The sequence below is a fragment of the Xenophilus azovorans DSM 13620 genome, from assembly GCF_000745855.1.
GTDB classification, from domain to species: domain Bacteria; phylum Pseudomonadota; class Gammaproteobacteria; order Burkholderiales; family Burkholderiaceae_C; genus Xenophilus; species Xenophilus azovorans.
Window position 1 is genome coordinate 109,927 of sequence record NZ_JQKD01000004.1, and the last position, 22,053, is coordinate 131,979.

Consider the following 22,053-nt stretch of genomic DNA (forward strand, 5'->3'; position numbering starts at 1 on the left):
TGTGGCGGCACATTCTAATTCCAACTAACAGCCGTTAGGACATTTCCGCATGGAGCTCCGCGCGCGCGCTCCGTACATTGCGCCGGCATGCGCCCGACGGTCGGCGCGGGTCGACTCCAGGAGCGGTCCACCATGATCAGAGCCCTGCTCGCCTTCGTCGTTGCGCTGACGCTCGCCGGCCCGTCGCTCGCCCAGACGGCAGCCGTGAGCTACCCCAGCAAGCCGATCCGCTTCATCGTGCCCTACGCCCCGGGCGGCAGCACCAGCTACGTGGCGCGCCTGGTGGGCGCGAAGCTGACCGAGGCCTGGGGGCAGCAGGTGCTGATCGACAACAAGCCCGGCGCGAACACCGTCATCGGCACGGAGGCGCTGGCCAGGTCGGCGCCCGACGGCTACACCATCTCGCTGGCCGCCTCGACGCACGTGACGGTGCCGCACCTCGTGTCCAGCCTGCCCTTTGATGTGCTGCGCGACTTCACGCCGGTGGCGAACCTGGTGACGACGCAGCTCGTGCTGGTGGTGCACCCGTCGGTGCCCGCATCCAATGTGTCGGAGTTCATCGCGCTGGCCAAGGCCAGGCCGAACGAGCTGAACTTCGCGGCAGTGGGCACCGGCAGTTCGACCCACCTCGCCGGCGAGTACTTCAAGAGCGTGGCCGGGGTGAAGATGCAACATGTGCCGTACAAAGGTACTGCGCCGGCTCTGACCGACCTGATCGGTGGCCAGATCCAGCTCAATTTCGACACGCCGGTGACCTCGATTCCGCACGTCAAGGCGGGGCGCCTGCGCGCCCTGGCGATCACCGGAACCAGGCGGCTTGCCACCCTGCCCGACGTGCCCACCTTCGCCGAGGCCGGGCTGCCGGCGTACGACTTCCAGCTCTGGTTCGGCGTGCTCGCGCCCGCGGGCACGCCGCGCCCGATCATCGAGAAGCTGTCGGCCGAGATCGCGCGCATCCTCGCCATGCCCGATGTGAAGCAGCAGTTGGCCGAGCAGGGCCTGGACACCGCGTACCGGCCATCGGCCGAATTCGATGCGCTGCTGCGGACCGACCACGAGCGCTTCGGCAAGCTCATCAGCTCGGCGGGCATCAAGATCGAGTAGCGCCCGGCCACTGGCCATTTCGTCAATGGACATTTCCCTACCAAGCGTTTGGTCGATATACTTCCAGGACTGCGCCCCGCGTGCGCGGCAGAAACAAACAGCGAAAGGTTGACGACATGGATCTCGAACTCAAGGACAAGTCGGTCATCGTGACCGGCGGCGGCTCGAACATCGGCCGCGCCATCGTGCTGGCCTTCGCCGCCGAAGGCGCACATCTGACCATCGGCGACATCGACATCGCGCAGGCCGAGAAAACGGCCGAGTTCGCGAAGAAGCTCGGCGCCGCCTCGGCCCAGGTGGTGAAGACCGACGTCACGCAGCTCGATCAGGTGCAGGCGATGTTCAAGGCCGCCACCGACAAGCACGGCCGCGTCGACGTGCTGGTCAACAACGTCGGCTGGGACAACCTGATGTTCTTCACCCAGACCACGCCCGAGTTCTGGCGCAAGGTCATCGACATCAACTACGTGGGGGTGCTGAACTGCACCAAGACCGCGCTGGACGTCATGGTCAAGCAGAACAGCGGCGCCATTGTCTCGATCAGCTCCGACGCCAGCCGCCAGGGCGAGCCGCGCGAGGCCGTCTATGGCGGCGTGAAGGCCGCGGTCAACAGCTTCATGAAGACCATCGCCAAGGAGAACGGCCGCTTCGGCATCCGCTGCAACGTGGTCTGCCCGGGCGTGACGATCCCCTCCAGCGCCGACGAGGTGGGCGGCAGCAGCATGTGGACCAACGCCGACAGCATGTTCTCGCCCGAGCAGATCGAGAAGGCCGCCAAGGCCATGCCGCTGCGCAAGGTCGGCCGCCCGCAGGATGTGGCCAATGCCGTGGTGTTTCTCGCCTCGGGCAAGGCCGGCCACGTGACCGGCCAAGTGCTCAGCGTCTCGGGCGGTTACAGCATGATCGGCTGAGGGGGACTGCGACGATGAACTACACGGACATCCTCTACGAGGAGCGCGACCAGATCGCGACCATCGCCATCAACCGGCCCTCGGTGATGAACGCCTTCCGCGGCCAGACGATCGAGGAGATGCTGCACGCGATGATGAAGGCGGGCTGGGACAAGAAGATCGCTGCCATCGTGATCACCGGCACCGGGGACCGCGCCTTCTGCACCGGCGGCGACCAGTCGGCGCACTCCGGCCAGTACGACGGCCGTGGCACCGCCGGCCTGCCGATCGAGGAACTGCACAGCGCCATCCGCGACGTGCCCAAGCCCGTGATCGCCCGCGTGCAGGGCTTCGCCATCGGCGGCGGCAACGTCATCGCCACGCTGTGCGACATGACCATCGCCTCCGACAAGGCGGTGTTCGGCCAGGTCGGCCCCAAGGTCGGCTCGGTCGACCCCGGCTGGGGCACGGCCTACCTGGCCGCCGTGGTCGGCGAGAAGAAGGCGCGCGAGATCTGGTACATGTGCCGCCGCTACAGCGCGCAGGAGGCGCTGGCCATGGGCCTGTGCAACGTGGTGGTGCCGCACGAGCAGCTCGACGCCGAAGTGGCCAGGTGGGGCCGCGAACTGGTCGAGAAGAGCCCCACCGCGATCGCCATCGCCAAGCGCTCGTTCAACGCCTCCACCGAGCACATCCGCGGCATCGGCAGCCTGGGCATGCAGGCGCTGAGCCTGTACTACGACACCGACGAGTCGAAGGAAGGCGTGCGCGCCTTCCTCGAGAAGCGCAAGCCCGACTTCCGCAAGTTCGCCGGCGGCTGAACTGCAACGAGTGCAAATGGCATGCTCGCGCTGACCAACGTCCAGATCGTCTACGACAACACCATCGAGGCGGTGCGCGAGGTGTCGCTCACGCTCGGCAAGGGCCGCATCGTGGCGCTGCTGGGCGCCAACGGCGCCGGCAAGTCCACCACGCTGAAGGCCATCTCCGGCGTGCTCTATCCGGAAGACGGCGAAGTCAAAGCCGGGCAGATCAGCTTCGAGGGCCGCCCGCTGGCCGGCATGGCGCCAGACCGCATCGTCCGGCAGGGCATCGTGATGGTGCCCGAGGGGCGGCGGCTGTTCGACCAGCTCACGGTCGAAGAGAACCTGCTGATGGGCGGCTACACGCGCAGCGCCGCCGACTCCCGCCGCGGCCTGGAGCGGGCCTACGCCCTGTTCCCGCGCCTGACGCAGAAGCGAACGACGATCTCGGGCTACCTGTCCGGCGGCGAGCAGCAGATGGTGGCGATCGGCCGTGCGTTGATGTCCGAGCCCAAGGTGCTGATGCTCGACGAACCCACGCTGGGCCTGGCGCCGCAGATCTGCGAGGAGATCTTCGGCATCGTCACGCAGTTGCGGCGCGACAGCGGCGTGAGCATCCTGCTGGTCGAGCAGAACGCCCAGGCCGCGCTGGCCGTGGCCGACGAGGGCTACATCATGGAAAACGGACGCATCGTGCTCGACGGCCCGGCCGACAAGCTGCTGCGCAACGAGGATGTGCGCGAGTTCTACCTCGGCTTCGCAGAAGGCGGCACACGCAAGAGCATGCGCGAGGTCAAACACTACAAGCGCCGCAAGCGCTGGCTGTCCTGAGGCGCGTATGCGGCACGAGAGTCTGCTCAGGGTCGAAGGCCTGACCAAGCGCTTCGGCGGTGTCGAAGCGGTTTCCGGCGTGAGCTTCCATGTCGGCCGCGGCGAGATCTACTCGCTGATCGGCCCCAACGGCGCCGGCAAGACGACCACGTTCAACATGATCAGCGGCATCGTGCCCCCATCGGCCGGCACGGTCCACTACGACGGCCGCGACATCACGGGCATGCCCTCGCACCGCATGCCGCTGAGGGGCATCGGGCGCACCTTCCAGAACCTGGCCGTGTTCAAGCACGCCAGCGTGGTGGAGAACCTGCTCGTGGGGCGCCACTGCCACATGCGCACCAACGTCTTCGACGCCGCCTGGTTCCTCGGCCGCGCGCGGCGCGAGGAGCTGGAACACCGCCGAAAGGTGGAGGAGATCATCGACTTCCTCGAGATCGAGGACATCCGCGACATGCCGGTGGGCGCGCTGTCCTACGGCATGCAAAAGCGCGTCGAACTGGGCCGTGCGCTGGCCACCGAGCCCAGGCTGCTGCTGCTGGACGAGATGGTCTCGGGCATGAACACCGAAGAGACCGAGGACATCGCGCGCTTCGTACTCGACATCCGCGACGAACTCGGCGTCACCGTGCTGATGGTCGAGCACGACATGGGCATCGTGATGGACATCTCCGACCGCGTCTGCGTGCTGAACTTCGGCCGCAAGATCGCCGAAGGCACACCGGCGCAGGTCTCGGCCGACCCGGCCGTGATCGAGGCCTATCTGGGCGGGGCGAAGGCCGCATGAGCTTCACCAGCGACAGCGGCCTGGACGCCGCGCTCAACAACGGCGAGCACACGCTGCCCAAGCTGCTGCAGCACTGGGCGCGCACGACGCCCGACGCACTGGCGCTGCGCGAGAAGGACCTCGGCATCTGGAACCGGATGACCTGGGCTGACTATCACGACGCCGCTCGGCGCTTCGCGCTCGGCCTGCTGAAGCTGGGCTTCCGGCGCGGCGAGCGCCTGGCCATCGCCAGCGAGGACACGCCGCAGTGGATGTTCGCCGACCTGGGCACACAGGCCATCGGCGGTGTGGTGGTCGGCATCTACCCCACCAACCCCTGGCCGGAGCTGCAGTACATCGTCCACCACTCCAACAGCCGCTTCGTGGTGTGCGGCGACCAGGAGCAGGTCGACAAGGTGCTGGACGCGATGAGCAAGCACGAGGTCGGGCTGCCCGACGTGGCCAAGATCATCGCGGTGGACATGAAGGGCATGCGCGGCTATCCGCGCGACAAGCTGCTGTCCTTCGACGAGGTGCTCGAGCTGGGAGATCAATACGCCGCCGAGTCGCCGGAGCAGGCGCGTGCCTTCGATGACGGCATCGCCGCGACGCAGCCCGACGACACCTGCATGCTGGTCTATACCTCGGGCACCACCGGGCCGCCCAAGGGCGCGATGCTGTCGCACCGCAACCTGCTCGTCACGACCGACAAGCTGCGCCGCTGCTTCGGCCTGGACCGGCACAACATGGAAGTGCTGTGCTACCTGCCGCTCTGCCACGTGGCCGAGCGCGCTTTCTCGACGGTGATGCACATGATGACCGGCGGCGTGGTCAACTACGCCGAGTCGATCGACACCGTGGCCGCCAACCTGCGCGAAATCGCGCCCAAGGTGTTCCTCGGCGTGCCGCGCATCTGGGAGAAGCTGCAGCAGGGCATCCTGATGCGCATGCAGGACGCCACGCGCCTGCAGCGCTGGGCTTTCGCGCGCTGCTTCGAGTCGGGCAAGACGCTGTTCGAGCGCGTCGAGCAGCGTGGCGGGCAGCGCACGCTGGCCGACCGGCTGCAGTTCGGCCTGCTGTGGCTGCTGATGTTCCGCAACCTGCAGAAGTTCGTCGGGCTGGACCGCATGCGCTGCGGCTTCTGTGGCGGCGCCAGCGTCTCGCCCGAGGTGCTGAAGTTCTTCCGCATCCTGGGCCTGCCGGTCTATCAGGTGTACGGCATGACGGAATCGGGCGGCGTGATCTTCCACCAGCACGCGAAGGCCGAGCGCCTGGGCGCCACCGGCACCCCGATCGAAAGCCTGAACTGGAAGATCGCCGAGGACGGCGAGCTGGTCGTCAAACACCCGGCCGTCTTCAAGGGCTACATCCACGACAACAACGCCACCGCGCTGACGGTGCAGGACGGCTGGCTGCACACCGGCGACATCGTGGCGCTGGCACCCAACCAGGAGTTGATGATCGTCGACCGCAAGAAGGCCATCATCATCACCAGCGGCGGCAAGAACATCTCGCCCTCCGAGATCGAGAACGCGCTGAAGGACAGCCTGTACATCCGCGAGGCCATCGTGCTGGGCGACGGGCGGCACTTCCTCTCGGCGCTGGTGCAGATCGACTACGACACCGTCGGCAAGTGGGCACAGGAGAAGCGCCTGGCCTTCACCACCTACCGCAGCCTGTCGCAGCTGCCCGAGGTGCGCGAGCTGGTCGACATGGAGGTGCGGCGTGTGAACAAGCTCTTCGCGCGGGTGGAGAACATCCGCAAGTTTCTCATCCTCGAGAAGGAACTCGACCACGACGACGGCGAGCTGACCGCCACGCAGAAGGTGCGCCGCAACATCATCGGCAAGAAGTTCGCGCGAGAGATCGAAGTGATCTACGGCGGGGGCACGGCCTGATGGACTACTTCCTTCAACTGCTGATCTCGGGCGTGGCGGTGGGGCTGGTGTACGGCTTCATCGGCATGGGCTTCGCGATGATCTTCCGCGCCACCGGCGTCGTGAACTTCGCCCAGGGCGAATTGATGATGCTGGTGGCCTACATCGGCTTCACGCTGGTGGGCACCTTCAAGCTCGGCTTCTGGCCGCTGCTGCTGGCGTCGATCGGGGTCTCGGTGCTCATCGGCCTCTTGGTCGAGGTGCTGCTGATCCGCCCGATGCTGGGGCAGCCGGTGTTCTCCACCGTCATGGTGACGATCGGCCTGGCGGTCATCATCCGCTCGGTGGTGGTGCTGATCTGGGGCGCCGACCCGATGCCGCTGGCCACCGGCCTGTCCACCACGCCCATCCGCATCGGCCCGGCAGGGCTGTATCCGGCGCAGCTCTACGCGCTGGGCATCATGGCCTGCGTGGTCGGCGGGCTGTGGGCCTTCTTCCGCTTCTCGCGCACCGGCATCGCGATGCGGGCCACCGCCAACCTGCAGACGACGGCGCTGCTGATGGGCATCAACGTCAAGCGCATCTTCGCGTTGTCGTGGGCGCTGTCGGCGGGTCTGGCAGCCATCGCCGGCGTGCTGGTGGGCGTGATCTACGACCTCAACCCAGGCATGTGGCTGACGGGCTTGCGCAGCTTCCCTGCCGTGATCCTCGGCGGGCTGGACTCGGTGTTCGGCGCCGCGCTCGGCGGCGTGCTGATCGGCGTGGCCGAGAACCTCTCCGAAGGCTACATCGGCCGCGGCATGAAGGAGATCGCCGGCTTCGTGCTGATCCTGGTGGTTCTGATGGTCCGGCCCTACGGCCTGTTCGGCAAAGCCGAGATCGAGCGAGTCTGATGCGCAGCGGCAACTTCAAGGAAGACTACCGCCAGTTGCTGGCGCTGACCGACTCGGTGCCGGTGATCGTCTGGTCACTGGTGCTGGTGGCGGCGATCGCGCTCGCGCCGCTGCTCATCGGCAAGTACTTCGTCTCGCTGCTGCTGCTGCTGATGGTCACGGCCGTCGGCGTGCTGGGACTGAACATCCTCACCGGCACCACCGGCCTCATCTCGCTGGGCCACGCCGGCTTCCTGGCGGTGGGCGCGTATGCGGCCGGCATCGTGGCCGGACGCTACGGCTGGCCGATGCCCGCGGCGCTGCTGGCCGGTGGTGCCGCTGCCGCGGCCGCCGGCCTGGTGGTGGGCGTGCCCTCGCTGCGTCTGAAGGGCCTGTACCTCGCGATCACGACGATGGCCTTCGCGGTGATCATCAACCACCTCATCCTCAACGGTGGCGAGTTGACCGGCGGCTCCGAGGGCTTGAAGGTGCCGCAGCCGGCGTTGCTCGGCCAGCCACTCGCGGCCGAAGGCGGCTACTACTACGTGGTGCTGGCGGTGTTGCTGCTGGCAGTGTTCGCCACGCTGAACCTGCAGCGCAGCCGCGTCGGCAGGGCGCTGATGGCGATCCGCGAGCACGACATCGCCGCGCGCGCGATGGGGGTGAACCTGGTGCGCTGGCGCCTGCTCGCCTTCACCGTGAGCGCCTTCTACACCGGCGTGGCCGGTGCGCTGCTGGCCTTCTACACCCGCTACCTCAACGTCGACAGCTTCAGCCTGCTGGTGTCGATCGAGGCGCTGTCGATGCTGATCGTCGGCGGCCTGGGCACGGTGTCGGGCGCGCTGCTGGGCGCGGTTTTCATCTTCGTGCTCAACGAGGGCCTGGGCCTGCTGTTCAGCGCGCTCGGCTCGGGCGCGCTGTCCACGGCCGCCTTCGAGATCAAGGGCATCGTCTATGGCCTGGCCATCGTGCTCTTCCTGCGCTTCGAGCCCGACGGCCTGGTCGGCCGCTGGCGCGACCTCAAGCACTACTGGACGCACTGGCCGTTCCGCTACTGATATCCCCACCGGCCGGGGCCCGCAGCCCCGCTCACCACGAGAGGAGTCCGACATGAGCACGATCGTTCTTCGCAGCCTGCGCCCCCTGTGGGCAGCCGCGCTGCTCGCATTCGCCGGCGCCGCGCAGGCCGCGGACCCCGGCGTCTTCGACGACCGCCTCGTCATCGGTGGCGTACTGCCGCAGACGGGCCCGCCCAGCCTCATCGGCAAGGCCGGCGTGATCGCGCTGCGCGTGTGGGAGAAGGACGTCAACGCGCGTGGCGGCATCCACGGCCGCAAGATCGACCTGCGCGTGGAGGAAGACGGCTACGTGCCGCAGCGCTCGGTGCAGGCGATCAAGAAGCTCGTCGACGTCGACAAGGTCTTCGCCGTCATCGGCACCTCGGGCTCCTCGCACTTGATGGCGATGATGCCCACGATCGAGGAGAACCAGCTCCCGGCAATCAATTTCGCCGCCGTCGCCGGCACGCACTTCAACCCGCCGCGCAAGACGGTCTTCAACATCGGTGCCACCTACTGCCAGGAAGTCACTGGCGTGATGAAGCATCTGATCGCCACGCGCAAGCTGCAGAAGGCCAAGTTCGCGCTGATCTACCAGGACGACGACTTCGGCGCCGATGTCAAGTGCGGCTACGACGCGGCGCTCAAGTCCGCCGGCCTGAGCAGCACGATCGACGTGCCGTACAAGCGGGCGCAGAAGGACTTCTCGGCCGAGGTGCTGGCAGTGCAGAAGTCAGGCGCCACTTTCGTGCTCGTGGGCGGCATCATCAGTGAGACCGCCACCATGCTCAAGGAGATCCAGAAGAACGGCATGGACGTCATCCGCCTGGCGGCGCACCCCTCGCACCTGGGCGCGGTGCTGCAACTGGCCGGCAGCGCCGCCGAGGGCCTGCTGGTGGCCGACTACGTGCCGCCGATCACCGACACCGAGACGCAGGGCATCGGCCGCCTGAACGCGCTGGCCTACAAGTACCTCACCGCCGACGACGTGAAGGCGATGAACCGCTACTCGCTCACCGGCTACGTGGCTGCGATGCTGCTGGAGTCGGCCCTGCAGGCCTGCGGCCGCAACCTGACACGCGCCTGCCTGGTGCAGAAGCTCGAGCAGACCAAGAACTTCGCCAGCGACGGCATCATGGCCCCGCTGACCTTCGGCCCCAACATCCGCCAGAGCGGCACGCGACCGATCCTGCTGAAAGCCAACGTCGCCAACGGCAAGTTCGAGCGCGCTTCGGACTGGTTGTCGGACAAGTAGCCGGCGGCCGCCGTTCCTGCCCCCTCCCTGCACCCCTGCCCCACCCATGCACAACATTCTCGCCCCGCGCCACCTGATCGCCGCCTTGGCCGCCTCGGCGTTCGCCTTCACTGCCACGGCCGCGGAGCCGGGTGTCACCGACACGAAGATCATCCTCGGATCCGTGACACCGGTCAGCGGCCCACCCAGCCTGCTCGGCAAGGCCCACATGCTGGCCTTGAAGGTGTGGGAGCAGGACATCAACGCCCGCGGCGGCATCAATGGCCGCAAGGTCGAGATCCGCCAGGACGACGACGGCTACGTGCCGCAGCGGGCGTTGCAGGGCGTCAAGCGGCTCAACGAGGTGGAGAACATCTTCGCGCTGCTGGGCACGTCGGGCGCTGCGATGCTCCAGGCGATGCTGCCTTACATCGAGGAGCAGAAGATCCCCACCATCAACGGCATGGCGGTGTCGGCCTCGCACTTCACGCCGCCGCGCAAGACGGTGTTCATCCTCGGCCCGACCTACTGCCAGGAACTGGCCGCCGGCATGGCGCACCTGGTCAGGAGCAAGAACCTGCAGAAGGAGAAGTTCTCGCTGGTCTACCAGGACGACGAGTTCGGCACCGACGTGCGCTGCGGCTACCAGAAAGCCGTCAAGGCGCTGGGCCTGGCGAGCGTGGCCGAGATCTCCTTCAAGCGCGGCACCAAGGACTTCTCGGCCGAGATGCTGAGCCTGAAGCAGGCCGGGGCCACCTTCATCGCCTCGGGCGGCGTGGTGGCCGAACACTCGATGCTGCTGAAGGAGGCCGCGAAGAACCAGATGCCCATCACCTTCCTGGCCATCCACTCGGCACACCTGACGCCGGTGCAGGCCCTGGCCGGCCCGGCCGGAGACGGGTACTACGTGGCCGACTACGTGCCCCCGCTCACCGACCTGGCCGTGCCTGGCATGGCCAAGTTCATCGCGCTGACGCAAAAGTATCTCAGCGCCGACGAACAGAAACTGCTCAATCGCTACTCCATCACCGCCTACGTCGGTGCGCTGTTGATGGAAGACGCCATCCGCCGCTGCGGCAAGGCATTGACGCGTTCCTGCGTGGTCGAGAAGCTGGAGACCACCAAGAACCTGGGCACTGACGGCCTCACCTCGCCGATCAGCTTCAGCGCCACGCAGCGGCAGTCGCCCAGCAGCGTGCTCGTGCTTCGCTCCGACGCCAAGGGAGGGAAGTTTGACCGGGTGTCCGATCCGATTCCGGTGACCGATTGAGCGACAAGCCTGTGTCTGTCCCGACACATGCGCATGGCCCGTTCCAGGAGTTGGTCGGGTACGAGACCCTCACTGAAGGGGATCGACCGTACCTGCGGCTGCATCTCAGGCGCGATCTGCTCAACCCGCACGGTGTCCTGCACGGCGGCGTGAGTCTGACGCTGCTGGACGCCATCGGCGGCCGCTCCCTGGTTGGCCAGTTGGTGCCCGCCACGGGGCAGCGCATCCTGTCGTCGGTGACCGTCACGCTGACCACCGACTTCATGCTCGGCGTGCGCGATGGCGTGCTGTTTGCCACTGGCTCGCCCGACCACATCGGGAAGACCGTGGCCTACGTGTCGGTGGAGTTGCGGCACAACGCGATGGACGGCCCGCTCGTCGCGCGCGGGCTGGGCACCTACCGCGTCTACACGCGCTCCCTGGTGAGCCCGGTGTGACTGTGGCGGCGGCAGCCCGGGCCCGGGTTGCAGGCTTCCGTCAGAACACGCCGCTCGCCAGCCCCGCCGCCAGCGCCTGGCCCAGTTCGGCGCAGCGGCGCAGCGCGGCCTCGTCGATGCGTTTGGGCGCGAGGATGTCTTCGGGGGTCTGCGCCCCCGTGCGCACGATCAGCGGCTCCGCCACCGCGCGCAGCCGCCAGCCGGTGGCGATGCGTTCGATCTGGCGCACCGCCATGCTGCCGTCGGTGCCGGCACAGACCATCACGGCATAGGGCCGGCCGTTGATGCGGTCGAGCGCGGCGTAGTAGGTTCGGTCGAAGAAGTCCTTCAGCGCGCCGGACATCGCGGCCAGGTTCTCCGGCGTGGCGAACAGGTAGCCGTCGGCGCCCAGCACGTCGGCTGCGGTGGCCTCGAACGCGCGCCGCAGCGCGAGCTCGACACCGCCCTCGCTGCGCGCCGCGCACACCGCGGCCTCGACCATCTGCGCGGTGCCGCCCGTCATGGTGTGGTGCACGATGAGCAGCGTCTTCATCGGCCTGCCGCCCCCGCCCGGCGTTGGTCAGCCGCGCATGGCGTCCGTCAAGGCGCCACCTCGAAGCCCGCAAAGTGCGCAAACTCTTCCGGCTTGGCGCGCTCGGTGATGAAGGCGTTCTCGGGCGCTGCCAAGTCCTCGTGGCCGAGCGCGATGCCGCACGCCAGGATCTCGTGCTCCGACAGCGGCAGCTGCTCGCGCACGATCTTGTGGAACCAGGCAAACGCCGCCTGCGCGCAGGTATGCAGGCCCTGGGCCCGGGCCGCGACCATGATGTTCTGGATGAACATGCCCAGGTCCATGAAGCTGCCGGTGTTCAGGCGCCGGTCGAGCGTGACGAGCAGGCCCACCGGGGCGTCGAAGAAGACGTAGTTGCGCAGCATCTGCCGTTCGCGCGCGGCGGCGTCGTCGCGCGCAATGCCCAGCGTGGCGTACAGGCCGAAGCCGCAGCGCCGGCGCCGATCGAGGTAAGGCTCGACCCACTGCGTCGGGTAGTAGGCGTACTCGGGCTGATGCCGGTCGGCGTCGGTGGTGGCGGCCTGCACGATGGCGTCGCACAGGCGTTGCCGCGGTTCACCGGCAACGGCATAGACGCGCCAGGGCTGGACGTTGTTGCCGCTCGGCGCATGCGCCGAGACCTGCAGGATATGGTGCACCGTCGACGCGGGCACCGGCGTGGGCAGGAAACGCCGCACGGACTTGCGGCTGCGGATGGCATCGTCGACGTGCATCGGGGGTTCCTCGTAGCGACCTTGGGCACCGGTTCGGCAGCAGGCATCCGTCGTGCCGCGGCGGCCGTCGCCGCGCGCGCTGGACGTCGGATGCGCCATGCGCTAATCTCGCGCCAATGGATTCTACCAAACGACCGTTCGATTGGCTGCCCTCGGCGGCCACCATCGCCGGGTCCAACCTGACGGCCTTCATCCGCCACACGGGCCAGGGCGACCTGCCCAGCCTGCAGCGCCGCGCCGACGCCGACCCGGCCTGGCTGATGGAGCAGGTGTTCGGGTTCTGCGACTTCCGCTTCTACAAGCCCTGCGAGCGCATGCTCGACACCTCGCGCGGCATCGAGTGGGCGCGCTGGTGCGTCGGCGGCACGACCAACATCGTGCTCAACTGCATCGACCGCCACCGCGGCACGCCCGCCTGGGACCGCACCTTCATCACCTGGGAGGGTGAGGACCCCAAGGCCCCGAACGCGCGTCGCGAACTCAGCTACCGCGAGTTCGACGCCGAGCTCTGCCGGCTGGCCGGCGCGCTCGAGGCGCTGGGCGTGCAGCGCGGCGACCGCGTGGGCTTGTACATGCCCAACCTGCCCGAGACCTTCATCGCCTTCTTCGCGGTGCTGAAGATCGGCGCCGTCATCATGCCGCTGTTCTCGGGCTTCGGGCCGCAGCCGCTGGTGGCGCGCCTGAACGACGGCGAGGCCAAGGTCGTGCTCACGGTCGACGGCACTTGGCGCCGCGGCAGCCCCGGCGCGATGAAGTCGGTGCTCGACGAGGCCTTGGCGTCGACGCCCAGCGTCGAACACGTGCTGGTGCTGCGCCACCTGGGCGATGCCTTGCCCTGCCCGATGACCGCCGGGCGCGACCTCGACTGGGCCACGGCCGTGGCCGGGCAGGCGGCCGAGCGGCAGACGGCCGAGATGGCCGCCGACGACGCCGCAGTGTTGCTCTACACCTCGGGCACCACCGGCAAGCCCAAGGGTTGCGTCTGGACGCACGTGGGCTTCCTCGGCTCGATGGTCACGCGCGACATGCACATCTGCGGTGACTTCCGCGCGGATGACCGCTTCTTCTTCATGAGCGACATGGGCTGGATGGTGGGCGCGATGTGCGCCTGCATCCCCAGCTACTTCGGCGGCAGCCTGCTGGTGGCTGAGGGCACGCCCGACTACCCCGACACCGGCCGCTTCTGGCGACTGCTGCAGGACCACCGGGTCACCTACCTCGGCGTGGCGCCCACGCTGATCCGTGGACTGATGCGCCACGGCGACCAGGACGTCGAGCGCTACGACCTCTCGGCGCTGCGCATCACCGTCTCCGGCGGCGAGGCCTGGACCGAATCGCCTTGGCGCTGGTTCTTCGAGCATGTGTGCAAGAAGAAACTGCCGTTCCTGAACATCGTCGGCGGCACCGAGGTCGGCGGCTGCAACTTCACCGGCACCGTGCACCACCCGTTGCGCCCGGGCTCCTTCGGCATGGGCGGCCTGGGCGTGGGCGTTGACATCGTCGACGAAGCCGGCCAGCCCGTAGGCCCTGGCCAGGTGGGCGAACTGGTGCTGCGCAACCCCAACATCGGCTTCACCAAGAGCCTGTGGCGCGACGACGAGCGCTATCTCGACAGCTACTGGCGCACCATCCCCGGCCTGTGGGTGCACGGCGACTTCGCGATGCGCGACGAGGACGGCCTCGTCTACATCCTCGGCCGCAGCGACGACACCATCAAGGTCTCTGGCAAGCGCACCGGCCCTTCCGAGATCGAAACGCTGCTCACCGGCACGGGCAAGGTGTCGGAAGCGGCGGTGATCGGCGTGCCCGATGAGGTCAAGGGCTCGGCCATCGTCTGCGTGTGCGTGCCGATGCCCGGTGTGGCGGCCGACGGCACGCTCGAGCAGGAGTTGGCGGCAGCCGTGGTCAAGGGCATGGGCAACTCGTACCGCCCGCGCCAGGTGCTGCTGGTGAGCGACTTGCCCAAGACGCGCAACATGAAGATCATGCGGCGCGTGGTGCGCGCGGTATACCGCGGCGACAACCCGGGGGATCTGTCCTCGCTGGTCAACCCGGAGGCCGTGGCGGATCTGCGGGCGAGGCTGTCGGCTTGACGGGCGGCGGCTCGGCGCTTCGGCCAACCGCGTTCACGGAACGCCAAGCGCGGCCAGAGCATCGATGTAGCCGGACTCCCGCGACTCGATGCCGCCCACCGCGTCGCTGACCCGGTGCAGCAGCCCGTCTTCGAGCCCGTAGACGAAGCCGTGCACAGCCACCGCCTGGCCTCGGGCCCAGGCCCGGCGCAGCATCGTGGTACGACACACGTTGCTCACCTGCTCGATCACGTTCAGCTCGCACAGTCTCTGCGCGCGCTCGGCGGGTGACGAAGCTGCTTCGAGCCGGGCTTCATGCTTGCGCGCGACGTCCTCGATGTGTCGCAGCCAGTTATCGGCCAGCCCGGTGCGGCGCTGCTCGACCACCGCCTGCACTCCGCCGCAGCCGTAGTGGCCGACCACCAGCACATGCTCGACCTTCAGCACCTCCACGGCGTACTGCAGTACCGTCAGGCAGTTCAGATCCGAGTGCACCACCAGGTTGCCGACGTTGCGGTGCACGAAGATCTCGCCCGGCCGCAGGCCGACGATCTCGTTGGCCGGCACGCGGCTGTCGGAACAGCCGATCCACAAGTAGCGTGGCGTCTGCTGGCCCGCGAGCCGCGTGAAGAACTGCGGGTCCTCGGCGCGGCATCGGGCCGACCACGCGCGGTTGTTGCGGATCAGGGGGTCGATGCTGCACATGCGGTTGTTCCTTCGCGGTGCTGCGGGCTCAGCGGCCCTTCCACACCGGCTTGCGCTTCTCGGCGAAGGCGCGCGGGCCTTCCTGCGCATCCTCGCTGGCGTAGGCGGCGCGGTAGATGTTGTGCGCCAGCGCCATGCCGGCGTCGCAGCCCGCGCTCATCGCGGTGAGGATCGACTCCTTGCCCGCCATCACCGACAGCGGCGCGTTATCGCGGATGCGCTCGGCGAGCGCCTGTGCGCGGGCGCGCACCGCGTCGGGCGTGTCCTCGAGGTAGTTGATGAAGCGAAGCTCGTGGAAGGTCTCGATCGGGTACAGCTCACCGGTCAGCACCATCTCCATCAGCAGCGGCTGCGGCAGCATCCACAGCAGCGGAATCGCCCACGGGCTGCCGCGGCCGGCGATGCGCGTCTCGGTGATACCAACCTGGGTGCCCTTCAGCCCGACGCGCAGGTCGGAGTTGAGCGACAGCATCATGCCGCCGGCGATCAGGTGCCCGGTCATCGCGGCGATGATCGGCTTGGCGACGCGGCGCTGGCGGGCGTGGAACGGGTCCTTCATCTTCGTGAGGATGTCCACGCCCTCCTCCTTCTTCACCCGCGAGGCCTCGCGCAGATCGAGCCCGGAGCAGAAGGTGCCGCAGTCGGCCGAGGTGAGGATCGCGACGCGCACGTCCTTGTCGGCATCGACCTGGTCCCAGCATTCGTACAGGCGGTTGGCTGCCGCCGGCGACAGCGCATTGCGGATCTCGGGGCGGTTGATCTTGACGGTGGCGATGCCGTCACGCACCTCGTAGAGCACGGTGTCGGCGTCGTTCATGGCGGTACTCATCGGGCCACCTTCCAGTTGGCTGCGCGCTTGCCCAGGAAGGCGGCGATGCCTTCGGCAGCCTCGGGCGTCTCCCAGGCATCGGCCAGCGCGTTGGCGGTGTAGTCCATGCACTCGCGCGGTGGCCGGCCGTGCACGTCGTTGAACAGCTGCTTGGTCGCCGCGATCGAGCTCGCCGGCAGCGAGAGCACGAGATCGAGTTCCTCATCCACCGCGCGGTCCAGGTCTTCGGGCGCGACGACACGGTCCACCAGGCCGATGCGCTCGGCCTGCGCGGCGTCGATGAACTGCGTCGTCAGGCCGTAGCGGCGCGAACGCGCGAGGCCGATCTTGCGCGCGACGTACGGGCCGATGTTGGCCGGCACCAGCCCGAGCCGCGCCTCGGTGAGCGAGAAGCGCGCGGTGCTGGCCGCGACGGCCACGTCGCAGATGCAGGTCATGCCGAAGCCGCCGCCGGTGGCCGGGCCGTTGATGCGACCGATCACCACCTTGGGCAGGCGGTCGAACTCGTAGAACAGGTCGGCCAGCGGCAGCGAGTCGGCGATGCGCTGCTCGCGGCTCTGCGACAGCACCGTCTGCATCCAGGTCAGGTCGCCGCCCGCACAGAACGACTTGCCTTCGCCGCTGAGCACCACCGCACGCAGCTTCGTGTCGGCGCCGATCGCGGCGATGGCGTGCAGCAGCTCGCGCACCACGTCCAGGCTCAGCGCGTTCTGGATCTCGGGGCGGGCGAGCGTGAGGCGGGCGACATACGCGCTGTCGCGCGTGAGGCGGATGGTCTTGTAGTCCAACGGGTTCTCCAGGCGGGTTGTCAGGTGGCGGCATCGGCCGGGGCAGGGTCGGGAGCGTCGGCGGCGGCGACGACGACCGCCACCACGCGGCCACGCTCCACGGTCTGGCCGGCGACGGCACTCAGGCTCGCCAGCACGCCATCGCGCTCGGCGCAGATCTTCATTTCCATCTTCATCGACTCCATCGTCACCACCACGTCGCCGGCGCGCAGGGCCTGGCCGACCTCGGCATGGGTGGCGAGGATGGTGCCCATCATCGGCGTGCGCAGCTCGCCGGACCCGGCAGAGCCGGCCGCCGCGCGGGCCAGGTAGGGCTGCACATCGATCTGGTGGCCGGCGCCGCCGGCTTGCACGAAAAGGTTCGTCCCGCGGCGGGCGAAGGCCAGCGTCTGCACTTCGCCGCCCTGCTCGCCCTGCCAGCCGCCGCCGGGCTGCGCGCGCAGCGCCAGGCGCAGGCGCGTGTCGCCCACCTGCACGGTGGTGAAACCGTCGGGTCCGGGGATGCCCAGGTGCACCTCGTGGACCGTCGTGCCGTCGCGCAGCAGCACCGCGGGCACGGCGCTCACCGGGTCGTCTCCGGCGTGCATCTGCCAGCCTGTGGCATCGGCCGCCGACCAGGCCCCACAGTCGGGAGCACGCGCGCGCTCGTCGAGCATCCACCACAGGCCGGCCGCGGCCACGATGGCCGGCGGCACCACCTGGGCCGTGCGATCCGGCCGGGCAAGCCATTCATCGATGCTGCGGGTGTGGAAGCTGGCATCGCGCACCTCGGCCCGCGCCAGCAGCCGGCGCAGGAAATCGGCGTTGGTGGTCACGCCCAGCACCCGCGTCTGGGCCAGCGCGGCCTGCACGCGGTCGAGCGCTTCGTCGCGGGTGGCTGCGTGCGCCACGAGCTTGGCCAGCAGCGAGTCGTAGTGCGACGTCACCTCCGAGCCGGCGCGCACGCCGCTTTCGACGCGCACCCCACCTCCCGGGAAGGCGATCTGCTCGATGCTCCCGGTGGCGGGCAGGAAGTCGCGCTCGGCGTCCTCAGCGCAAAGCCGCGCTTCCACGGCGTGGCCGCGCACGCGCACGTCGGCCTGGCGTACGGACAGGCCTTCGCCTGCGGCCACGCGCAGCATCAGTTCGACGATGTCGACGCCGGTCACCTCCTCGGTGACCGGGTGCTCGACCTGCAGGCGCGGGTTGACCTCGAGGAACCAGTGCCGATCGCCGGCGACGAGAAACTCGACTGTGCCGACGCCACGGTAGTCGAGTCGGCGCGCGATCCGCAGCGCATCGTCGAGCAACTCCTCGCGCAGCCCCGAGGGCAACGGCGCGGCGGGCGCCTCCTCGATCAGCTTCTGGTGGCGGCGCTGCAGCGTGCACTCGCGCTCGAACAGGTGGATCACCTCGCCGCGGCCGTCGCCGGCGATCTGCACCTCGACGTGGCGCCCGCGTTCGACATAGGGCTCGACGATCAGCGCCGCATCGCCGAAGGCGCTGCGCGCCTCGCGCATCGCGGTGCCGATGGCGGCGTGCAGCTCGCTCGCCTGCCGCACCACGTGCATGCCCTTGCCGCCGCCGCCGGCCGCGGGCTTGAGCAGCACCGGCAACGTGACCGAACGTGCGCGCTCGGCAACCGTCTCGGCGTCGGCGCTGGCGTCCTCGCCGCCACCGAGCACGGGCACGCCGGCCGCGCGCGCCTCGGCCTTGGCCTGGCCCTTGTGGCCCAGCCGGCGCAGCGTATCGGCCGTGGGCCCGATGAACACCAGCCCCGCCGATTCCACGGCTTCAGCGAACGCCGGGTTCTCGGCCAGGAAGCCGTAGCCGGGGTGGATGGCCTGCGCACCGGTGCGGCGTGCGGCGTCGATGACGGCGTCGATGCGCAGGTAGCTGTCGGCGGCGCTGGCGCCGCCCAGGCCGATGGACGCGTCCATCACCGAGGGGTGGAGCGCATCGCGGTCGGCGCAGGAATGCACGCCGACCGGCGCGATGCCCAGCCGCCGGCAGGTGCGCGCGATGCGGCACGCGATCTCGCCGCGGTTGGCGATCAGGATGCGCCGGAACATCAGCGCCCGCTCCAGCGCGGCGGCCGCTTCTCGTTGAAGGCGCGCACGCCTTCGAGCCGGTCCTGCGACGACACGAGCACGTTGTAGGCGGCAATGTCGAGCGCGTAGCCGCTGTGGAAGTCGACCTCGCCGCCGCGCGACGCCGCCACCTTGGCGTAGTGCACGGCCATCGGCGCGGCCAGCGCCACCTCGCGCGCCTCGGCCACCGCGGTGGCAAGCGCCTGGCCGGGCTCGACCAGCGTGGTGGTGATGTTCCACTGTGCAGCCTGCTCCGCGCTGAAGCGGCGCGCGGTCAGCAGCAGTTGCTTGGCGCGCCGCGCCCCGGCCGCGCGCACCAGGTTCTGGATGCCGCCGCCGCCGGGCATGATGCCGCGCCGCACCTCGGGCAGCGAGAACACCGCCGAGCGCGCGGCCACGATCCAGTCGCACATCAGCGCCAGTTCGCAACCGCCGCCATGCGCATGGCCTTCCACGGCGGCGATCACCGGGCACGGAAAGTCCTTCACCGCCAGCAGCACCTCCTCGGCCAGCTGGTGCTGTCGCCGCCACTGCTGGTCGGTCATGCCGTCGCGCTGCTTCAGGTCGCCGCCGGTGCTGAAGGCGCGCTCGCCGGCACCGGTGACGACGAGCACGCGCAGGCCGTCGTCGTAGGCCAGATCATGCAGTGCGGCGCGCAGGTCGACGAACATCTGCGTGTTCATCGCGTTCATCACCTCGGGTCGGTTCAGCACCAGGCAACGCACGCCCTCGTCGGGGGAGGTGCCCGGGGCTGGCTCGACGCGCAGCGTCTCGTAGGTTCCCATCGTGCGGTCTCAGTACGAACGCGGCATGCCAAGCAGATGCTCGGCCACCTGCGCCAGAACCAGGTTGTTGGAGATCGGCGCGGTGCGGAACAGGCGGCTTTCCTTCCACTTGCGCTCGATGTCGAACTCGCAGGCCACGCCGTAGCCGCCAAAGGTGGTCATCGCGGCCTCGGCCGCCTCCCAGGCGGCCTCGCTGGCGAGGTACTTCACCATCGTGGCCTCGCGGCCGCAGGGCTGGCCGGCGTCGAACAGCGTGGCCGCCTTGTTGCGCATCAGCTCGGCCGCCTCGACGTTGAGGTGCGCCCGCGCGATCGGGAACTGCACGCCCTGGTTGGAGCCGATCGGGCGGTCGAACACGACGCGCTCGCGCCCATAGGCCGCGGCCTTGCCGACGAACCAGTGGCCGTCGCCGATGGCCTCGCTGGCCACCAGCAGGCGCTCGCTGTGCAGCGAATCGAGCAGGTAGTGGAAGCCCTTGCCTTCCTCGCCGATGCGATCGTCGTCGGCGAGCTCCAGGTTGTCGATGAACACCTCGAAGGTGTGGTGGTTGATCATCGTCTTGATCTGGCGCGACTGCAGCGCCTTGCCGGCCTTGGCGATGTCGATCAGGAACAGGCTCAGGCCGTCGGTCTTCTTCTTCACCTCGGCGAGCGGCGTGGTGCGCGCGATCAGCAGGTACAGGTGCGAATGGCTGTAGCGCGAGGTCCAGATCTTCTGCCCGTTGAGCACGTAGCCGCCGGGCACGCGGCGCGCGAAGGTCTTGATCGCCAGCGTGTTGGAACCGGCGTCGGGCTCGGTCACTCCGAAGGCCTGCAGGCGCAGGCTGCCGTCGGCGATGCGCGGCAGCGTGCGGCGCTTCTGCGCCTCGCTGCCGTGGCGCATGATCGAGGCCATCGTGTACATCTGCGCGTGGCAGTGCACGGCGCTGGCGCCGTTCTGGTTGATCTCCTGCAGGATCAGGCAGGCGTCGAGCAGCGGCAGGCCGGCGCCGCCGTATTCCTCGGGGATCAGTGCGGCCAGCCAACCGGCCTGGGCCATCGCATCGACGAAGGCCTCGGGGTACTGGCCGTCCTGCGCCAGCTGGCGCCAGTACGCGGGGCCGAAACGCGCGCACAGCTCCTTCACGGCGGCGCGGATCTGGGCCTGGGTGTCGGTGTAGTCGAAGTTCATCGGCATGGGAAATTGACTCCTTCCGGTCGGTTCAGCCGATCACGCCGAGGCGCTGCAGCGCGGCCTGCGCCGCTGCATCGATGCCCAAGGCATGGAGCACGGCCGCGGTGTCGGCGCCCAGCGCCGGTGGCGCCGTGGGCGTGCGGCCACGCTCGCCGCCGCTGTTGAAGGGCAGGCCGATGGCGCGGTGCCCGGGTGCCTGCGGCAGCGGCACGTCGGTCAGCAGCCCCAGGGCCTGAACCTGCTCCTGCTCCAGCACCTGGGCCACGTTGTTCAACTCGCTGCAGGGCGCGCCGGCCGCGCGCAGCAGGGCGATGCACTCGGCGGTGCTGCGCGTGCGCGTGTGCGCTGCCAGCGCCTCGTGCAGCGCGTCACGGTGGCCCACGCGCAAGGGGTTGTCGACGAAGCGCGCATCGCGCGCCAGCTCAGGGCAGCCCAGCGCGTCGCAGATGCGGGCGAACAGCCGGTCGTTGGCGGCCGCGATGAAGACCTGGCCGTCGGCCGTGTCGTACAGCTCGTAGGGCACCATCATAGCCATGCCCGAGCCCATCTTGCGCGGCAGCCGGCCCGTGGCCAGGTAGTTGGCGATCGGCACCGCCATCCACGCCAGGCCGGTCTCCAGCAGGCTGGCGCCCACACGCAAGCCCTGGCCGGTGGTGGCGCGCTGCAGCAGGGCCGCGAGCACGGCCATGGCGGCCCACATGCCGGTGCCCAGGTCGATCAGCGACACGCCCACCCGCGCCGGCTCGTCGCCTTCGTGGCCGGTGACGCTCATGATGCCGGTGAAGGCCTGCATCAGCGGGTCGTAGCCGGGCAGGCCACGCATCGGCCCCGCCTCGCCGAAGGCGCTGATGGCGCAGTACACGAGCCGTGGGTTCGCGGCGCGCAGCGGTTCGTCGCCCAGGCCGCGCGCCTCGGCGCTGCCCGGCTTGAGCGAATGCACCAGCACGTCGGCACCCGCGGCCAGCTGCGCCACGATGCGCTGGCCCTCGGGCCGGTCGAGGTCGAGCGCGACGCTCTTCTTGCTGCGGTTCAGCGCCGCAAAGCCGGTGCCCATGCCGCCGATCTCGGGCGGCCGCCAGGCGCGCGCGTCGTCGCCGCCGCCCGGCCGCTCGATCTTGATGACGTCGGCGCCGAGGTCGGCGAGCACCTGCGTGCAGTACGGGCCGGCGACGTTCTGCGTCAGGTCGATGACGCGCAGGCCCTGGAGGACGGAGCCGAGCATCACCG

The 22,053-nt window shown here is 69.0% G+C and carries 21 protein-coding genes; 12 read left to right on the forward strand and 9 right to left on the reverse strand.

Translation table 11 applies throughout. The annotated features are described in order from the left end of the window. Window positions 1-132 precede the first annotated feature (132 nt). The 11 genes from Q392_RS01925 (at window position 133) to Q392_RS01975 (ending at window position 11,142) form a co-directional block, all read left to right on the forward strand. A complete protein-coding gene (locus tag Q392_RS01925) occupies window positions 133-1,104 on the forward strand; it encodes a Bug family tripartite tricarboxylate transporter substrate binding protein (protein ID WP_038200710.1) in 972 nt (323 codons plus the stop codon). A 116-nt stretch (window positions 1,105-1,220) separates the two neighbouring features. Then, window positions 1,221-2,015, forward strand: a complete 795-nt coding sequence (locus tag Q392_RS01930) for an SDR family NAD(P)-dependent oxidoreductase (RefSeq protein WP_038200711.1) — start codon at window positions 1,221-1,223, stop codon at window positions 2,013-2,015. Window positions 2,016-2,029: 14 nt separating this feature from the next. Beyond that, window positions 2,030-2,815 carry a 2-ketocyclohexanecarboxyl-CoA hydrolase gene (gene badI, locus Q392_RS01935; RefSeq protein WP_038200712.1) on the forward strand — a complete coding sequence of 262 codons (786 nt, stop codon included), beginning with the start codon at window positions 2,030-2,032 and terminating at the stop codon, window positions 2,813-2,815. Window positions 2,816-2,836: 21 nt separating this feature from the next. Next, on the forward strand, window positions 2,837-3,628 hold the full coding sequence (locus Q392_RS01940; protein ID WP_038200713.1) for an ABC transporter ATP-binding protein: 792 nt from the start codon (window positions 2,837-2,839) through the stop codon (window positions 3,626-3,628). A 7-nt stretch (window positions 3,629-3,635) separates the two neighbouring features. Continuing rightward, entirely contained in the window at window positions 3,636-4,415 is a 780-nt protein-coding gene (locus tag Q392_RS01945; protein ID WP_038200714.1) for an ABC transporter ATP-binding protein, read from the forward strand. Continuing rightward, on the forward strand, window positions 4,412-6,292 hold the full coding sequence (locus Q392_RS01950; RefSeq protein WP_051952701.1) for an AMP-dependent synthetase/ligase: 1,881 nt from the start codon (window positions 4,412-4,414) through the stop codon (window positions 6,290-6,292). The genes Q392_RS01945 and Q392_RS01950 overlap by 4 nt, the downstream gene beginning before the upstream one ends. After that, entirely contained in the window at window positions 6,292-7,164 is an 873-nt protein-coding gene (locus Q392_RS01955) for a branched-chain amino acid ABC transporter permease (RefSeq protein ID WP_038200715.1), read from the forward strand. The genes Q392_RS01950 and Q392_RS01955 overlap by 1 nt, the downstream gene beginning before the upstream one ends. Then, entirely contained in the window at window positions 7,164-8,201 is a 1,038-nt protein-coding gene (locus Q392_RS01960; RefSeq protein WP_038200716.1) for a branched-chain amino acid ABC transporter permease, read from the forward strand. Before Q392_RS01955 ends, Q392_RS01960 begins: the two co-directional genes overlap by 1 nt. 52 nt (window positions 8,202-8,253) lie before the next feature. Beyond that, window positions 8,254-9,456: an ABC transporter substrate-binding protein gene (locus Q392_RS01965; RefSeq protein WP_038200717.1), complete on the forward strand. Its 1,203-nt coding sequence runs from the start codon at window positions 8,254-8,256 to the stop codon at window positions 9,454-9,456. Between the two features lie 46 nt (window positions 9,457-9,502). Continuing rightward, window positions 9,503-10,705: an ABC transporter substrate-binding protein gene (locus Q392_RS01970; protein ID WP_038200718.1), complete on the forward strand. Its 1,203-nt coding sequence runs from the start codon at window positions 9,503-9,505 to the stop codon at window positions 10,703-10,705. An 11-nt stretch (window positions 10,706-10,716) separates the two neighbouring features. Continuing rightward, window positions 10,717-11,142 (forward strand): PaaI family thioesterase, encoded by a 426-nt coding sequence (locus Q392_RS01975; protein ID WP_245610622.1) that lies wholly within the window; start codon window positions 10,717-10,719, stop codon window positions 11,140-11,142. Window positions 11,143-11,182: 40 nt separating this feature from the next. On the opposite strand, the gene Q392_RS01980 is transcribed toward Q392_RS01975, so the two are convergent. Together Q392_RS01980 and Q392_RS01985 are read right to left on the reverse strand one after the other, a co-directional pair. After that, window positions 11,183-11,674: a flavodoxin family protein gene (locus tag Q392_RS01980; RefSeq protein ID WP_038200720.1), complete on the reverse strand. Its 492-nt coding sequence runs from the start codon at window positions 11,672-11,674 to the stop codon at window positions 11,183-11,185. A gap of 47 nt (window positions 11,675-11,721) precedes the next feature. Next, window positions 11,722-12,405 carry a nitroreductase gene (locus tag Q392_RS01985; protein ID WP_038200721.1) on the reverse strand — a complete coding sequence of 228 codons (684 nt, stop codon included), beginning with the start codon at window positions 12,403-12,405 and terminating at the stop codon, window positions 11,722-11,724. Window positions 12,406-12,521: 116 nt separating this feature from the next. Here Q392_RS01985 and Q392_RS01990 point away from each other — a divergent pair, with 116 nt between their 5' ends. After that, on the forward strand, window positions 12,522-14,498 hold the full coding sequence (locus tag Q392_RS01990; protein WP_038200723.1) for an AMP-binding protein: 1,977 nt from the start codon (window positions 12,522-12,524) through the stop codon (window positions 14,496-14,498). 33 nt (window positions 14,499-14,531) lie between these two features. Here Q392_RS01990 and can read toward each other — a convergent pair whose 3' ends face one another. The 7 genes from can to Q392_RS02025 are packed head-to-tail and all read right to left on the reverse strand — an operon-like array spanning window position 14,532 to window position 22,048. Then, entirely contained in the window at window positions 14,532-15,182 is a 651-nt protein-coding gene (gene can / locus Q392_RS01995; protein ID WP_038200724.1) for a carbonate dehydratase, read from the reverse strand. Between the two features lie 28 nt (window positions 15,183-15,210). Then, window positions 15,211-15,999, reverse strand: a complete 789-nt coding sequence (locus Q392_RS02000; RefSeq protein ID WP_038200887.1) for an enoyl-CoA hydratase/isomerase family protein — start codon at window positions 15,997-15,999, stop codon at window positions 15,211-15,213. An 8-nt stretch (window positions 16,000-16,007) separates the two neighbouring features. After that, window positions 16,008-16,799: an enoyl-CoA hydratase-related protein gene (locus tag Q392_RS33345; protein ID WP_038200725.1), complete on the reverse strand. Its 792-nt coding sequence runs from the start codon at window positions 16,797-16,799 to the stop codon at window positions 16,008-16,010. Window positions 16,800-16,819: 20 nt separating this feature from the next. Next, a complete protein-coding gene (locus tag Q392_RS02010; RefSeq protein ID WP_051952703.1) occupies window positions 16,820-18,850 on the reverse strand; it encodes an acetyl/propionyl/methylcrotonyl-CoA carboxylase subunit alpha in 2,031 nt (676 codons plus the stop codon). Continuing rightward, window positions 18,850-19,653, reverse strand: a complete 804-nt coding sequence (locus tag Q392_RS02015; protein ID WP_051952705.1) for an enoyl-CoA hydratase/isomerase family protein — start codon at window positions 19,651-19,653, stop codon at window positions 18,850-18,852. The genes Q392_RS02010 and Q392_RS02015 overlap by 1 nt, the downstream gene beginning before the upstream one ends. Before the next feature lie 9 nt (window positions 19,654-19,662). Beyond that, a complete protein-coding gene (locus Q392_RS02020; protein ID WP_038200890.1) occupies window positions 19,663-20,823 on the reverse strand; it encodes an acyl-CoA dehydrogenase family protein in 1,161 nt (386 codons plus the stop codon). 31 nt (window positions 20,824-20,854) lie between these two features. After that, window positions 20,855-22,048, reverse strand: coding sequence for a CaiB/BaiF CoA transferase family protein (locus Q392_RS02025; protein WP_038200891.1), 1,194 nt, complete (start codon window positions 22,046-22,048; stop codon window positions 20,855-20,857). Between the last annotated feature and the right edge of the window lie 5 nt (window positions 22,049-22,053).

Excerpts from the sequence above, each read along its gene's own strand:
- Q392_RS01925 (WP_038200710.1), top strand. The coding sequence starts at position 133 with ATGATCAGAGCCCTGCTCGCCTTCGTCGTTGCGCTGACGCTCGCCGGC.
- Q392_RS01930 (WP_038200711.1), top strand. The coding sequence starts at position 1,221 with ATGGATCTCGAACTCAAGGACAAGTCGGTCATCGTGACCGGCGGCGGC.
- badI (WP_038200712.1), top strand. The coding sequence starts at position 2,030 with ATGAACTACACGGACATCCTCTACGAGGAGCGCGACCAGATCGCGACC.
- Q392_RS01940 (WP_038200713.1), top strand. The coding sequence starts at position 2,837 with ATGCTCGCGCTGACCAACGTCCAGATCGTCTACGACAACACCATCGAG.
- Q392_RS01945 (WP_038200714.1), top strand. The coding sequence starts at position 3,636 with ATGCGGCACGAGAGTCTGCTCAGGGTCGAAGGCCTGACCAAGCGCTTC.
- Q392_RS01950 (WP_051952701.1), top strand. The coding sequence starts at position 4,412 with ATGAGCTTCACCAGCGACAGCGGCCTGGACGCCGCGCTCAACAACGGC.
- Q392_RS01955 (WP_038200715.1), top strand. The coding sequence starts at position 6,292 with ATGGACTACTTCCTTCAACTGCTGATCTCGGGCGTGGCGGTGGGGCTG.
- Q392_RS01960 (WP_038200716.1), top strand. The coding sequence starts at position 7,164 with ATGCGCAGCGGCAACTTCAAGGAAGACTACCGCCAGTTGCTGGCGCTG.
- Q392_RS01965 (WP_038200717.1), top strand. The coding sequence starts at position 8,254 with ATGAGCACGATCGTTCTTCGCAGCCTGCGCCCCCTGTGGGCAGCCGCG.
- Q392_RS01970 (WP_038200718.1), top strand. The coding sequence starts at position 9,503 with ATGCACAACATTCTCGCCCCGCGCCACCTGATCGCCGCCTTGGCCGCC.
- Q392_RS01980 (WP_038200720.1), bottom strand. The coding sequence starts at position 11,674 with ATGAAGACGCTGCTCATCGTGCACCACACCATGACGGGCGGCACCGCG.
- Q392_RS01985 (WP_038200721.1), bottom strand. The coding sequence starts at position 12,405 with ATGCACGTCGACGATGCCATCCGCAGCCGCAAGTCCGTGCGGCGTTTC.
- Q392_RS01990 (WP_038200723.1), top strand. The coding sequence starts at position 12,522 with ATGGATTCTACCAAACGACCGTTCGATTGGCTGCCCTCGGCGGCCACC.
- can (WP_038200724.1), bottom strand. The coding sequence starts at position 15,182 with ATGTGCAGCATCGACCCCCTGATCCGCAACAACCGCGCGTGGTCGGCC.
- Q392_RS02000 (WP_038200887.1), bottom strand. The coding sequence starts at position 15,999 with ATGAACGACGCCGACACCGTGCTCTACGAGGTGCGTGACGGCATCGCC.
- Q392_RS02010 (WP_051952703.1), bottom strand. The coding sequence starts at position 18,850 with ATGTTCCGGCGCATCCTGATCGCCAACCGCGGCGAGATCGCGTGCCGC.
- Q392_RS02015 (WP_051952705.1), bottom strand. The coding sequence starts at position 19,653 with ATGGGAACCTACGAGACGCTGCGCGTCGAGCCAGCCCCGGGCACCTCC.
- Q392_RS02020 (WP_038200890.1), bottom strand. The coding sequence starts at position 20,823 with ATGAACTTCGACTACACCGACACCCAGGCCCAGATCCGCGCCGCCGTG.
- Q392_RS02025 (WP_038200891.1), bottom strand. The coding sequence starts at position 22,048 with ATGCTCGGCTCCGTCCTCCAGGGCCTGCGCGTCATCGACCTGACGCAG.